The following is a 12,984-nucleotide window of genomic DNA, read 5'->3' on the forward strand; positions in this document are numbered from 1 at the left end:
TTTCGTAATCTCGCCGTAGCGGGATGTTGCCGATTTGGGGGAATGAAAATGAAGCGCTTTTTAGCTAGCTCATGCTTGGCCATGCTGGCCGTGGCGTCCACCGCCGCTGCTGCGCAGGATGAGGACATTCCGCGCGAGGTCGTCGATGCCTTCATCACCGGCGGCTCCATCGTGGCTTCGGGCGATTCTTCGGGTGGCGAATGCCAGCCTACTTCGGATGAAGAATATATGCGCACCGGACAGGAGACGATCTGTGCCGAGCGCAATACGGTGGTCTTCCTCGGCGGCAACACCACTCGAAACACTCCTGCTCCTGCTCCTGCTCCGAGGCGGCCGACAGCTTCGCCTGCGCCCACGCCTGTGGCAACTCCGCGTCGTCCAACCACCCCGGCCCCTGCTCCGCGCCCGATCGCCATTCCCGAGCGTTGTGCCCCGAGCCAGAGCGAGGCGCTCAACATGTGCCTGACTTTCGGTCTCGGTTCGTCCGAATTGACCGACCGCGCCAGGAGCCAGATCCGCGTCTTCGCTGAAAGCATGCTCGCCAATCAGTCGACCGAGCGGTTCGTGATCGCCGGGCATACGGACACCAGTGGCGACGAAACGCGCAATTGCGAACTGTCGCAGGCGCGGGCCGATAGTGTGGTTGCGTTCATGGTCGGACTGGGCGTGTCACCCAGCCAGGTGCAGGCGGTAGGCTTTGGCCAGCAGGCCCTGCAGGATGGCATCCCGGCCAATGACCCGCGCAACCGTCGCGTCGAAATCGTGCGCGGTTCCGCCGAGACGGGTGCCGGGCAATCCTGTACAGGTTGAAGCGGGGACCTGGATCCTTCGCCGGACCGTCCAGGCCTCGGATAACGACATCCCGTCTTTAGCTGGCGATTGCGCGCCAGATAGACCAAACTCCGTTAGGGGAACAGATATGGATCGCTTTCTAGCAAGCTCGTGCATGGCCATAGTGGCATTCGCTTCGGGTGGCGCGGCTGCGCAGGATGCCGACCTCCCGCGGGAAGTTGTCGATGCTTTCATCACTGGCGGCTCGATTGTCGCGTCTGGCGAGACTGTCGGCGGGGACTGTCAGCCTGCATCGGACGAAGAAGTCGTACGCACCGGACAGGAAACGATCTGCGGGGAACGCAATACCGTGGTGTTCCTTGGTGGCGCCACCACCCGCAATGCCCCCGCCGCTGCCCCGCGCCCGGCGGCTGCCCCGCGCCGTCCGGCCACTCCCGCAGCGACCTCGCGCCCACGCTCGGTCGCGATTCCGGAACGCTGTGCTCCCAGCCAGAGTGAAGCGCTCAATATGTGCCTGACCTTTCGCCTCGGTTCGTCCCAACTCACCGAACGCGCGCGGAGCCAGATCCGCGTGTTCGCCGAGTCCATGCTCGCCAACCAGTCGACGGAGCGGTTCGTCATCGCTGGTCATACCGATGTGACGGGGACCGAAACCCGCAATTGCGCCTTGTCGCTGGCAAGGGCGGAAAGCGTCGTCGACTTCATGGTCAGGCTTGGTGTTTCGGAAAGCCAGTTGCAGGCGGTGGGCTATGGCCAACAGAACCTGCAACCCGGAGTCCCCGCTACCGATGCGCGCAATCGCCGCGTTGAGATCGTGCGCGGTTCCGCCGAAGCGGGCGCTGGGCAATCCTGCACATCCTGATCCAGCGGCGGTGAACCTGCTCGTCGCTCCCGACATTTGACCTTGCCGCCGCCATGGTCCAACCGTGGCGGCGATGTCGGCTAACAACGTTCCTCCGCCTCCTGATCTCGCGCATCTCCTGAATGATGGGCCGGTTTCGCTATTCGTCGACTTCGACGGCACGCTGGTGGAGATTGCCCCCACTCCCGATGGGATTACGGTGCCGCCCGACCTTTCGCAGCGTCTCGCAGCCTTGGCTGAACGACTTCAGGGCCGCGTTGCTCTGGTAAGTGGACGGGCAATCCAGGATCTCGAGAATCATCTCGGGCCGCTGGCGATTGCCAGCGCCGGATCGCATGGCAGCGATTGCCGCAGTGCCGAAGGGGTGCGCGTAGGGAGTGCTCCTCGCGCGCTTTCAGCCGACGCCTTGACGGAATTCGCCGAGTTTGCGCAGTCCCAAGGCTTTGCTCGTGAAGACAAGCCGCACGGCGCAGCTCTGCATTACCGTGGCGATCCTTCACTGGAGGAGCCAGGGTTGGCCTTCGCCAAGAACTTTGCCGAGCGTCACGGGCTCCAGGTGAAGCGCGGGAAGTATGTTATTGAACTGGTCGGGCGGGGCGTGGGTAAGGCGAGTGCCGTGCAGACGCTGATGCAGATCGAACCCTTTGTCGGCTCGATGCCCGTCTTCATCGGCGACGACGTGACCGATGAGGACGGGATGCGCGCCGCTACGGAAATGGGGGGATTCGGCATCGCCGTAGGCGAACGGCCGAGCGAAAATGCCCGATATGCCCTTGATTCCACTGCTGCAGTGCAGCAATGGTTGGACCTGTGACTGATCAAACCGAAAGCAAACACCAGCCCGATCTTGAACTCTGGCCCATCGGCAATTGCCAGGTCTCAGGCCTGATCGACCGACGCGGTGGACTCGTATGGGGTTGCGTGCCGCGGGTCGATGGCGATCCTGTCTTCTGCGCCTTAATGAATGGCGACGCGCAGGATGCGGGCGTCTGGCGGTTCGAACTTGAAGGGCAGGTCAGCGCGCGGCAGGGATATATCCGCAACACGCCGATCCTTCTTACCACGCTGGAAGCCGCAGACGGCAGCGCGGTAGAGGTGCTCGACTTCTGTCCGCGATTCGAGCGGCTGGGGCGGATGTATCGCCCGGTCGCCTATTCGCGTATCGTCCGCCCAATTGCTGGCATCCCGCGCCTGCGGGTGATCCTGAGGCCGATGAAGAACCACGGGGCGGCGCTGGCGGAAACGACCCACGGCACTAATCACATCCGCTACCTGATCGACAAGCACGCGCTGCGCCTCTCCACCGATGCGCCGGTGGGCTATATCCTCGAGAACCGGTCCTTCCGGATCGAGGACGACACGCACTTTTTTCTCGGTCCGGACGAGCCCTTCGCGGGAAATCTGCGCGAGGAAATCCGGCGGATGGAGCAGGCGACGCGCAAGTATTGGCAGCACTGGTCTCGCGGGCTGGCCACGCCGTTCGAATGGCAAGACGAGGTCATTCGCTGCGCGATCTCCCTGAAATTGTGCCAGCACGAGGAAACCGGCGCGATTGTCGCCGCGCTCACCACCTCGATTCCCGAAGCGCCGGGCAGCGAGCGCAACTGGGATTACCGTTATTGCTGGATTCGCGATTCCTATTACACGGTGCAGGCGCTCAACCGGCTCGGCGCGCTGGATGTACTGGAGAAATATCTCGGCTACCTGCGCAATATCGTCGATGCAGCCAAGGGCGGGCAGATCCAGCCGCTTTATTCGGTGATGGGCCAGAGTGAACTGAGCGAAACCACTGCCGCGCATCTGGCGGGCTATCGCGGCATGGGGCCGGTGCGGATCGGCAATGCCGCATACCAGCAGGTGCAGTACGATTGCTACGGTCAGATCGTGCTGCCTACCGCGCAGGGATTTCTCGACAGGCGTTTGCTACGGATTGCCGACGATGCCGATTTCGCGAGTCTTGAAGAAGTGGGTGAGCGGGCGTGGGAAATGCACGACCAGCCGGATGCCGGCCTGTGGGAATTCCGCACTCGGCAGGAAGTGCATACTTACTCCGCCGTGATGAGCTGGGCCGCGTGCGACAGGCTGGCCAATGTTGCCGAACATCTGGGCAAAACCGATCGTGCACAGCTCTGGCGCGAACGGGCTGACGCAATCCGCGCGACGATCGAGGCGAAGGCGTGGAAGGGCAGCGGCGAGGGCGGCCACTACGGAGCCAGTTTCGAGAGTGATTACCTCGACGCGAGTTTGCTGCAACTGGTCGAACTGCGCTACATCGCCCCGGATGATCCGCGCTTCCGCGCCACCTTCGCCATGATCGAGCGTGATTTGCGTCGCGGCGAGCATATGTTGCGCTACGCTGCCGAGGACGACTTCGGTGCGCCCGAAACCGCGTTCAACATCTGCACTTTCTGGCTGATCGAAGCACTGGCACTGATGGACCGCAAGGAAGAGGCGCGCGAATTGTTCGAAACGATGCTGGGGCATCGCACGCAATCCGGGTTGCTTTCTGAAGACATGGATTTCGAGACCGGCGAATTGTGGGGCAATTTCCCGCAAACCTATTCGCTGGTCGGAACGATCAATTGCGCCGCGCTTTTATCAAAGAGCTGGAACACCGTTCGCTGATTGCAGGACGACAGGGGAATCGTGCCGAGACTGTTTGTCATTTCAAACCGGGTGGCCGTGCCGCAGGCGCGTGGCAAGGCCGGTGCGCAGGGCGGATTGGCAGGGGCACTGAACGCCGCGCTGAAGGTAAATGACGGGGTGTGGTTCGGCTGGTCCGGGCAGGAGGTCGATGAGTTTACCGGGAAGATCGACTTCGTCCGCTCCGCCGAAGGCGTCACCACCGCCACCATCGATCTCGAACACCAGGACGTCGAAGAATATTACAGCGGCTACGCCAATTCGACGCTCTGGCCGCTGTTTCACTACCGGATCGACCTCACCAGGTACGAAAACGAATTCGGCAAGGGATATGAGCGGGTCAACGAGCGGTTTGCCGAGAGCGCCCTGCCGCTTATCGAGGCTGAAGATCACGTCTGGGTGCACGATTATCACCTGCTGCCGCTGGGTGAGCGGCTGCGCGCTCTCGGCGTGAAAAACCGCATCGGTTTCTTTCTCCACACCCCCTGGCCGCCGCGCAACCTGTTTGTGTCCTTGCCGTTTCACGAGCGGCTGGTGGAAGCCATGCTGCAATACGACCTTCTCGGGTTCCAGTGCGATGCGTGGCTGGAAAGCTTCCTCCATTACTGCGAGCGCGAACTCGGCGCCCACGTCGATCTTGAGAGCGGCGAAATCACGCTGAACGGGCGGGCGGTGATTGCCCGTGCCTATCCGATCGGGATCGATTACGAACACTTCACCGCCAAGGGGCAAACCGGGGACGCCCGGCAGGCGCAGCAGCGGCTGCTGTCTTCCACCCGCCACCGCACGGCGATGATCGGGGTCGACCGCCTCGACTACTCAAAGGGATTGCCCGAACGGCTCGACGGCATTTCGCGCTTTTTCGATCGCTTTCCCGAACATGTCCGCGATGTGGTGTTCATCCAGATTGCGCCACCCAGCCGCGCCGATATCGGCAGCTATCAGGATATCCGAGCCACGCTGGAACAGAAGGCGGGGCAGATCAACGGCGCGCGCAGCGATGTCGATATGGTGCCGGTCCGTTATGTGAACCGGGGCTATAGCCAGGAAGAGCTGTACGGTTTTTATCGCGGAGCGAAGATCGGGCTGGTGACGCCGCTGCGGGACGGCATGAACCTTGTCGCCAAGGAATATGTCGCCGCGCAGGACCCGGACGATCCCGGCGTGCTGATTCTCTCCCGTTTTGCAGGGGCGGCGCAGCAGATGGAATGCGACGGGCAGGGTGCCCTGCTGATCAATCCCCACAGCGCCGACGATATCGCCCACAATATCAAGCTCGCGCTCGATATGCCTCTGCACGAGCGCAAAGCGCGCTATGAGAACCTGATCGAGACCGTGCGGGAAGAGAATGTGCAGCGCTGGGCGGATAACTTCATCGGGGATCTGGCGGCGGTAGAGGTTTAGAGCATCCGCTTCGGCAAGACCGCCTGAGCGGGTTGGCAGAGCGGGAATTCCTCTTGTCTTGGCGCGCATCCGTGCAGGCGTAATGTCCGATTGACTCGATGGACCAGATGCTTGGCCGTAAACGGCTTGCGAATGTAATCCTTCGCGCCGTGATGGTAAGCGATCTGCTCTTCGTTTTCACCGTACACGCCGGTCAGCATCATCACCGGAATGTCGTAAAGGCGCGGAGAGAGGCGCATCCGCCGTAGCAGCGCGGTACCGTTTTCACCCGGCAGGTTCTGGTCGAGCAGCACCAGATCGGGTTTGCGGCGCGCCAGCACCTGTTGGGCGGCAACGGTATCGCAGACAAACCCGCAGCCGTATCCAGCGCCGATCAGGATGCGGGAAGCCAGTTCGGCCAGAATGTCGTCATCATCGACAACAAGAATATGCGCCACGCGTCGGACCTCCTTTGATTGGCTGAGGACCGTCTAGCTGCCCAGCCATCTCGGGAAGGTATATGGTTAACTAGGCGCGAACCCTTAGCTGCGGAAATTACAGGGTGTAGAGCAGGGCATGGACACTCAGCATCAGCAGGACGATGCTGGAAATTGTGAAAATAGTCAGCCGCACCGGCACGGTGTTGACCAGCGCCTGCCAGAGCGAATGCACCACGCGCAGCCCAAAGTAGGCCCAGGCGAGATAGAGATCGAGCTGGCTCGCTCCCACCAGCGCGATAATGATGCACACCGCGTAGAACACTGTCGGCTGTTCCATCAGGTGATTGTAATTGTGGGCTTTCCACTGGATGTGTCCCGGCAGCACGCCATCGAGATCGGACCCGCGCCCGCCGCGTGACTGTTCCGGATCCAGCTTCAGCTTGGCAAGGGCGGGAAGACGTGTCGCAGCCATCCACACCAGCATTACCATAGACCAGACAGCGAGCGCTGCGGCTGGTGCGAGAATTGCGGTATCCATTGGTTTCCCTCTCCCCGTTCAGGCAGGATGGAGGATGTAGCGGGCAGATTAGATTGTCAATTGCAACCTATTCACTGTGACCGATCACCTTGGCGAAAGCCGCAGCGTCGGTGTTGCCTCCGGTGAGCATGACTGCCGTGGCATCGTCCACTGCAACCTTGCCCGCCAGCACCGCCGCCAGTGCCGCCGCGCCGCCGGGTTCGAGAACCACGCGCAATCGGGCGAAGGCGAACCGCTGTGCTGTGCGGATCTCGGCCTCGGACACCCGCGCCCACTCGTGGCACCGCTCTTTCAAAACCGCGAAATTGAGCGGGAAGGTGGCGAAGGTCTGGAGGGCATCGCAGGCGGTCGGCGGAGGGCTGCTGCCAACGTCCTTGATCTCGCCTGCTTCAAGGCTCCGGCACACATCGTCCCAGCCTTCGGGCTCCACCGGGACCACGGCGGCATCGGGGCAGGCAAGCGCGAGCCCGGCGGTCAGACCGCCACCGCCGCAACAGGAGACAATGCGCGATACCCCGCGCCCGGCCTGCGCCTGCATCTGCGCGGCAATTTCGATCCCCGCGCTGCCTTGCCCCTCGATCACCCACGGATCGCCGAAAGCGTGGACGTAGGTCGCCCCGGCTTCTTCGGCCAGCGCCTTGGCGATAGCCTCCCGGTTCTCGGTCTTGCGGTCATAGGTGACGACCCGCGCGCCGAATTCAGCCGTGCGCTGCAATTTCACTGCCGGAGCGTCGGCGGGCATCACGATGGTTGCCGCAATCCCCAGTTCGCGCGCCGCCCAGGCCACCCCCTGCGCATGGTTGCCGCTCGAAACCGCCACCACGCCGCGCGCCTTTTCCTCGTCGGAAAGGTCAGAAAGCCGGTGCCAGCCGCCGCGAATCTTGAACGCGCCCATCGGTTGCAGGCAATCCGCCTTGGCCCACAGGGTACGGCCTTCGAACTCGAACGGCAGCAGCGGGGTAGGGGGGAGGATGGCGGCGATCTTGGCGGCGGCGCGTAGCACGCCTTCTCGGCTTGGCGCGCGTTCAGGTGGAGTTTGTCTCATTCCCGCTCTATTACTTCTTTACCGGGGGGAGACCAGCGCCTAATGGCGCGCCCCTTTCCCCGTCGGGAACGCAGAGGAGATTGAAGCAGATGAGCGATTCGGCAGTCAACGACACGCGCAAGAAGGAACTCCTTTCCACGCAGGTCGAACATATCGACATCACCAGCTTCGATGCCCGCCCGATCATCGACGGCATGAGCAAGATGAGCTTTACCAGCCGCGATCTCGCGCGCGCCACCGGCATTTACAACCAGATGCTCAGCGATCCCGATTGCACGATCTTCCTCGTCATCGCCGGTTCTACCAGCGCGGGCGGCTGCATGGATCTCTATGCCGAATTGATCCGCAGCAACATGGTCGATTGCGTGGTGGCGACCGGTGCCACCATCGTCGACATGGATTTCTTCGAAGGGCTGGGCCACAAGCACTATCAGGCGCTGGAAGTGCCGGACGACGATACGCTGCGCAGCCTCTATATCGACCGGATCTACGATACCTATATCGATGAAGAGCAGTTGCAGGACTGCGATTTCACCATCAACAAGATCGCCAACGGGCTTGAGCACCGCGGCTATTCCAGCCGCGAATTCATCCGCGAGATGGGCAAGTACCTGTGCGAGCATGGCAAGAAGGACAACAGCCTGGTCAAACTCGCCTACGAGCATGACGTGCCGATCTTCTGCCCCGCCTTTGTGGACAGTTCGGCAGGCTTTGGCCTCGTCAAGCACCAGGTGGACCAGATGGCCAAGGGCGAGCGTTACATGATGCTCGATGCCATCGCCGATTTCCGCGAACTGACCGATATCAAGATCAAGAGCTGTGATTCCGGCCTGCTGATGGTCGGCGGCGGAGTACCCAAGAACTTCATCCAGGACACCGTCGTCTGCGCCGAAATCCTCGGCCATGAGGACGTGTCGGTGCACAAGTACGCAGTGCAGATCACCGTGGCCGACGTGCGTGACGGTGCCTGTTCCTCCTCGACGCTGCAGGAAGCGGCGAGCTGGGGCAAGGTCAACACCGGGATCGAGCAGATGGTCTTCGCCGAAGCGGGTTCCGTGATGCCGCTGCTGGCAAGCGACGCCTACCATCGCGGCCACTGGAAGACCCGCGAGAAGCGCCGCTGGGCAAAGCTGTTCGCTTCCGAGTAAGAGTACAACAGCGGGGGCGCGGCGATGATGGACATGGGAAGCCAGCTTGCGGCGAATTCCATCGCCATTGGCGCCCTGTCCGTTTCACTGATCGCCCTCATCTACACCTGGTTCAACTCGCGCGAGACGACAATGCTTGGCAAGCATGTCGCCGCGCGGGATGACCGGGTGGAGAAATCGACCGCCTATCTCGAACTTGAAGTGCACTCCTCTGAAGCCTTCCGCTTCGCGGCCGATCACTGCGAGGCCATGCTTCCATATGAATCGACCGACCGTCCGGCCCGTCTTCCAAAGGGCGACCGGAAGAACGCCCAGCTTACGCGGCAGTATTACTTCCAATGCCTCAACCTGTTCGAAGTGTGCTCGAATTTCCGGCGCAACGGCGTGGTGGACAAGCACGTCTATGCCAGCTGGGTTGCATGGTTCCACGAAGTGCTCGACCAGTGGTATTTTCGCGAGCTATGGGTTGGAGAGATGCGCGAGAACTATACGCCCGATGTCCGCCACATTTTCGACACCGGCTTGCGCATTTATTACCTGCATAGCGACCCGGAACAGCGACGGCGCGAATTCTACAAGGCGGTGGGCCATCTGTTCGGCGGCTGCCCGATCATCGAGAACTGGCCGGACGATGTTGGCATGACACCGCAATGGCCCCCCGCGGAACACGGCAAACTGGTGCTGGTGCCACTTGGAGAGAACCCTCGATGACTCTCGCAGCGGACCTTTCCTATCGCTGGAACGATCCCGCTGATATCGGTCCAGCCGCTGCTTTCGCGGGGCGGATTATCGGCGCGGCACCACAATATATCAGTCACGGCGAAATCCAGACCGGCCTGAGCGACGACGGGCAGACCTGGGTGCCCGACCTGGCCGACCTCTACGCCAAAGATTTCGCTGATCCGGGCGAGCGGGATATGCTTGTGGGGCGCGACGACGCGGGCGACGTACGGGCGATCCTGATCGTTGCCTGGGAAGAGAACCCCCGCCGCCGCTATGCAGTGATCGAGGACATGGCGGTCGATCCCGAACTACGTTCGCATGGCGTCGGCAAGGAAATGCTGCTGCAGGCGGAAGCGCGCATTCGCAAACGCGGGGTGGAATGGGTATTCCTCGAAAGCGGGCGGGAAAACGAAGGCGCGCATGGCTTCTTCGAGCGCGAGGGGTTTGAGAAACTCTCTTCCGTGTTCGGACGCAAACTGGGCTAACGCCCAGCTGCGGGCCCCCGCGTGTTCAACTCGCGCGCCAGATCGGCAATCCGGGCAAACTGATCGATGGTCGTCTCCATCCGTGCGCGGTCATCCCGCGCTTCGATGCTGCCGCTTTCGAACATGTTGCCTGCTTTCAGCGTCACCACCAGGCTGCCTTCATGGAAAATCGTGGTGACACCCTCGCCGCGATAGCTGGTTTCCAGCGCGATCAGCCGCTCGACATAGAGTGGATCGATCAGGTGCCGCGCCTCGGTCTGGTCAGTGGTGTAGATATCGAATTTGTCCTCGAAATCCGGGTGCACCATTTCCGCGTAATCGAGGTGCTTGCCGATCACCTTGATGCTGTCCTTCTTGCCACCGAAGAACTGGCGGAAGGCATTGTCGCGAGCCAGCAGCGTGGTGCCGTGGAAGCGGCGGGCATAGCCAACGCTCATCACGACGCCCTGAAATACCGTGACCCAGCGGCGGTTCTTGCCCGAACCGCGCCGCTCTTCCAGCTTGGCTTCGTGCAGCATGAACGGAATGTCGCCGATCCTGCCGCTCCACTGGTCTTCGAACGAAGCCCGGTCATGATTGGGCAGCAGGCGGCATTCCTTGGCCAGCTGGAAGGGCTCGCCGCCGTCGCAATCGTGGCTGTACGCAAGCCCCAGCGCGCCGGCGATGGCTTCGTTGATGCCGACCTTGACGTCTTTCACCGCCTTGTTGACCGGGCCCTGGGCCCAGGCCAGGCCGGCGAAGCCGAGCATGATGACACCCCAGGCCACGAAGGATGTATCGGCCTCTAACAGCAGCGCCGCAGCAGCCAGCGGCAGCATGACGATCATCACCTTGAAGCGGCGACTTTTCGTTTGCTGTTTTGCTTCTTCGCGGACAGTGCCTTGTCCCTCAAGCCACTGGCCAAGCTCGCCCGCCAACAGCGAATCAATATTCGGTCGCTCGATCATCTTTGTGGTATTCCCCCCATGCCCCGATAATGGCACAACGTTTCATATCAGGGGAAACGGGGAATCGACACTATGGAATTCGTACTTATCGGCATTGTCGTCGTGCTCATTTTTGTCGCTATCGGCATTTACAACAAGCTGGTGCGACTGCGGCAGAATGTGAACCAGGGCGTGGCCGATATCGACGCGCAATTGCGCCAGCGGCACGATCTGATCCCCAATCTGGTCAACACGGTGAAGGGCTATGCCACGCACGAGCAGGAAACGCTCGAACAGGTGATCTTGGCGCGCAACAGTGCCGCCAGCGGCTCACCCAATTCAGGCAACGAGCAGGCGCTGCGGATCGCGCTCGACAAGATGCTGGCACTCGGGGAGGCCTATCCCGATCTCAAGGCCAACACCAACTTCCAGGAATTGCAGCGCGAACTTGCCGAAGTGGAAGACAAGCTCGCCGCCTCTCGCCGCGCGCTCAACGCTGCTGTCTCGCGTTACAACACCGGGCGGGAAAGCTTTCCTGCAGTGCTGTTTGCCGGAATGCTCGGCTTCCAGCAGGCCGATTTTCACCGGCTGGACGACAGCGAAAAGGGCGTGGTCGACCAAGTGCCGAACGTGCAATTCTGAGGCAGCTTTCAGGCCGTCGGAATTCACTTGCGATTCAGCGAATCGCGCTTATATGCGCGCTTCCGCTGCCCCATGGGACACCCTCCGCAAGGCAGTATTTGCTTGTTGGTATAACACCGTAGGGGGTCCCTTGAATTGCTCCAGTATCCCGACGCCAAGGCTGTAGTTCGCGCGATTTCGCCGGACGAACCCGTTATCCTCACCCGCCCGCATGCTGCGGCGCGCGCTGCCCGCTTCTTTACCGAGAAGTTTCCGGGCAAGGCGATGTATGCGGTCAAGGCCAACCCTTCCCCCGAACTGATCCGTATCCTGTGGGATAACGGCATCTCTCACTATGACGTCGCTTCGATCGGTGAAGTCCGCATGGTGCGCGCCTTGCTGCCTGAAGCCGTGCTGTGCTTCATGCACCCGGTGAAGACCCCGCGCGCGATTACCGAGGCCTATTTCGAGCACGGGGTGAAGACCTACAGCCTCGATACGACGGAAGAACTGGCGAAGATCGTCGAAGCAACCACCGACAGAGCGGGCAATCCGGCGACCGATCTCAACCTGCTGGTGCGGCTGCGCGTTTCTTCCGAGCATTCGGAGCTGTCGCTGGCAAGCAAGTTTGGCGCCGATCTCACCGATGCCGCGCCGCTGTTGCAGGCCACCCGCCAGCACTGCGACGCGCTGGGCATCTGCTTCCATGTGGGCAGTCAGGCGATGACGCCGTTTGCCTATGTGCAGGCGCTTGAGCGGGTGCGCGCGGCGATTGCCGAGGCGGCAGTGACCGTTGACATCATCGATGTCGGCGGCGGCTTCCCGAGCATCTATCCGGGCCTCGAACCCCCGCCGCTGGAGGATTACTTCGCGCTTATCCACCGCCACTTCGAATCGCTGCCGATTTCGTACTCGGCGGAGCTTTGGGCGGAGCCTGGCCGTGCCCTGTGCGCCGAATACTCCTCGATCGTGGTGCGGGTTGAAAAGCGTCGTGACAACGAGCTGTATATCAACGACGGTGCCTATGGCGCGCTGTTCGATGCGGCGCATGTCGACTGGCGCTTCCCGGTGCAGGCGCTGGAGGACGATCTCATCAAGCCGCTGGCCGATTTCGCCTTCTACGGCCCGACCTGTGACGATGCCGATTACATGCAGGGCCCGTTCCAGCTGCCCGAGGATATCCAGTCCGGCGACTATATCGAGATCGGAATGCTTGGTGCTTATGGCGCGGCGATGAAGACCGGCTTCAACGGCTTCGGCGCGACCGAGGGCGCAGTGGTGACCGACGAACCGATGGCGAGCCTCTATCGCGGCGACCGCAAGGACCCGCGCGCGAGCGACAATGTGGTGAGCCTGCGCTAGACTTGGCTACACTCCT

The 12,984-nt window shown here is 61.8% G+C and carries 14 protein-coding genes; 10 read left to right on the plus strand and 4 right to left on the minus strand.

What is annotated here, in order from left to right; all coding sequences use genetic code 11:
* Window positions 1–81: 81 nt before the first annotated feature.
* From JY451_13260 to JY451_13280, 5 genes are all read left to right on the plus strand, one after another.
* Window positions 82–810 carry an OmpA family protein gene (locus JY451_13260; protein QZH74613.1) on the plus strand — a complete coding sequence of 243 codons (729 nt, stop codon included), beginning with the start codon at window positions 82–84 and terminating at the stop codon, window positions 808–810.
* Window positions 811–946: 136 nt separating this feature from the next.
* Window positions 947–1,654: an OmpA family protein gene (locus JY451_13265; GenBank protein QZH74614.1), complete on the plus strand. Its 708-nt coding sequence runs from the start codon at window positions 947–949 to the stop codon at window positions 1,652–1,654.
* Window positions 1,655–1,727: 73 nt separating this feature from the next.
* Window positions 1,728–2,468, plus strand: coding sequence for a trehalose-phosphatase (otsB, locus tag JY451_13270; protein ID QZH74615.1), 741 nt, complete (start codon window positions 1,728–1,730; stop codon window positions 2,466–2,468).
* Window positions 2,453–4,279 (plus strand): glycoside hydrolase family 15 protein, encoded by a 1,827-nt coding sequence (locus JY451_13275; protein ID QZH74616.1) that lies wholly within the window; start codon window positions 2,453–2,455, stop codon window positions 4,277–4,279. The genes otsB and JY451_13275 overlap by 16 nt, the downstream gene beginning before the upstream one ends.
* A 21-nt stretch (window positions 4,280–4,300) precedes the next feature.
* Window positions 4,301–5,701 (plus strand): trehalose-6-phosphate synthase, encoded by a 1,401-nt coding sequence (locus JY451_13280; protein QZH74617.1) that lies wholly within the window; start codon window positions 4,301–4,303, stop codon window positions 5,699–5,701.
* Here JY451_13280 and JY451_13285 read toward each other — a convergent pair.
* The 3 genes from JY451_13285 to JY451_13295 all read right to left on the minus strand — a co-directional run bounded on the left by JY451_13285 (window position 5,698) and on the right by JY451_13295 (window position 7,703).
* Window positions 5,698–6,138, minus strand: coding sequence for a response regulator (locus tag JY451_13285; GenBank protein ID QZH74618.1), 441 nt, complete (start codon window positions 6,136–6,138; stop codon window positions 5,698–5,700). The genes JY451_13280 and JY451_13285 overlap by 4 nt on opposite strands.
* Before the next feature lie 97 nt (window positions 6,139–6,235).
* A complete protein-coding gene (locus tag JY451_13290) occupies window positions 6,236–6,658 on the minus strand; it encodes an MAPEG family protein (GenBank protein ID QZH74619.1) in 423 nt (140 codons plus the stop codon).
* A 67-nt stretch (window positions 6,659–6,725) separates the two neighbouring features.
* A complete protein-coding gene (locus JY451_13295; GenBank protein QZH74620.1) occupies window positions 6,726–7,703 on the minus strand; it encodes a pyridoxal-phosphate dependent enzyme in 978 nt (325 codons plus the stop codon).
* Between the two features lie 89 nt (window positions 7,704–7,792).
* Here JY451_13295 and JY451_13300 point away from each other — a divergent pair, with 89 nt between their 5' ends.
* From JY451_13300 to JY451_13310, 3 genes are read left to right on the plus strand one after another with little or no spacing between them, the layout of a single operon-like run.
* The gene (locus JY451_13300; protein QZH74621.1) at window positions 7,793–8,851 is read left to right on the plus strand and encodes a deoxyhypusine synthase; all 1,059 of its coding nucleotides are present in this window, start codon (window positions 7,793–7,795) and stop codon (window positions 8,849–8,851) included.
* Window positions 8,852–8,875: 24 nt separating this feature from the next.
* A complete protein-coding gene (locus JY451_13305) occupies window positions 8,876–9,562 on the plus strand; it encodes a hypothetical protein (protein QZH74622.1) in 687 nt (228 codons plus the stop codon).
* The gene (locus tag JY451_13310) at window positions 9,559–10,059 is read left to right on the plus strand and encodes a GNAT family N-acetyltransferase (protein QZH74623.1); all 501 of its coding nucleotides are present in this window, start codon (window positions 9,559–9,561) and stop codon (window positions 10,057–10,059) included. Before JY451_13305 ends, JY451_13310 begins: the two co-directional genes overlap by 4 nt.
* On the opposite strand, the gene JY451_13315 is transcribed toward JY451_13310, so the two are convergent.
* Entirely contained in the window at window positions 10,056–11,006 is a 951-nt protein-coding gene (locus JY451_13315; protein ID QZH74624.1) for a DUF3137 domain-containing protein, read from the minus strand. The genes JY451_13310 and JY451_13315 overlap by 4 nt on opposite strands.
* A 72-nt stretch (window positions 11,007–11,078) precedes the next feature.
* Here JY451_13315 and JY451_13320 point away from each other — a divergent pair, with 72 nt between their 5' ends.
* Both JY451_13320 and JY451_13325 read left to right on the plus strand, forming a co-directional pair.
* Window positions 11,079–11,627 (plus strand): LemA family protein, encoded by a 549-nt coding sequence (locus JY451_13320; protein ID QZH74625.1) that lies wholly within the window; start codon window positions 11,079–11,081, stop codon window positions 11,625–11,627.
* A gap of 135 nt (window positions 11,628–11,762) precedes the next feature.
* Entirely contained in the window at window positions 11,763–12,968 is a 1,206-nt protein-coding gene (locus JY451_13325; GenBank protein QZH74626.1) for a type III PLP-dependent enzyme, read from the plus strand.
* Window positions 12,969–12,984: the final 16 nt, after the last annotated feature.

It is taken from the genome of Erythrobacter sp., assembly GCA_019739335.1.
In the GTDB taxonomy this organism is placed as follows: domain Bacteria; phylum Pseudomonadota; class Alphaproteobacteria; order Sphingomonadales; family Sphingomonadaceae; genus Alteraurantiacibacter.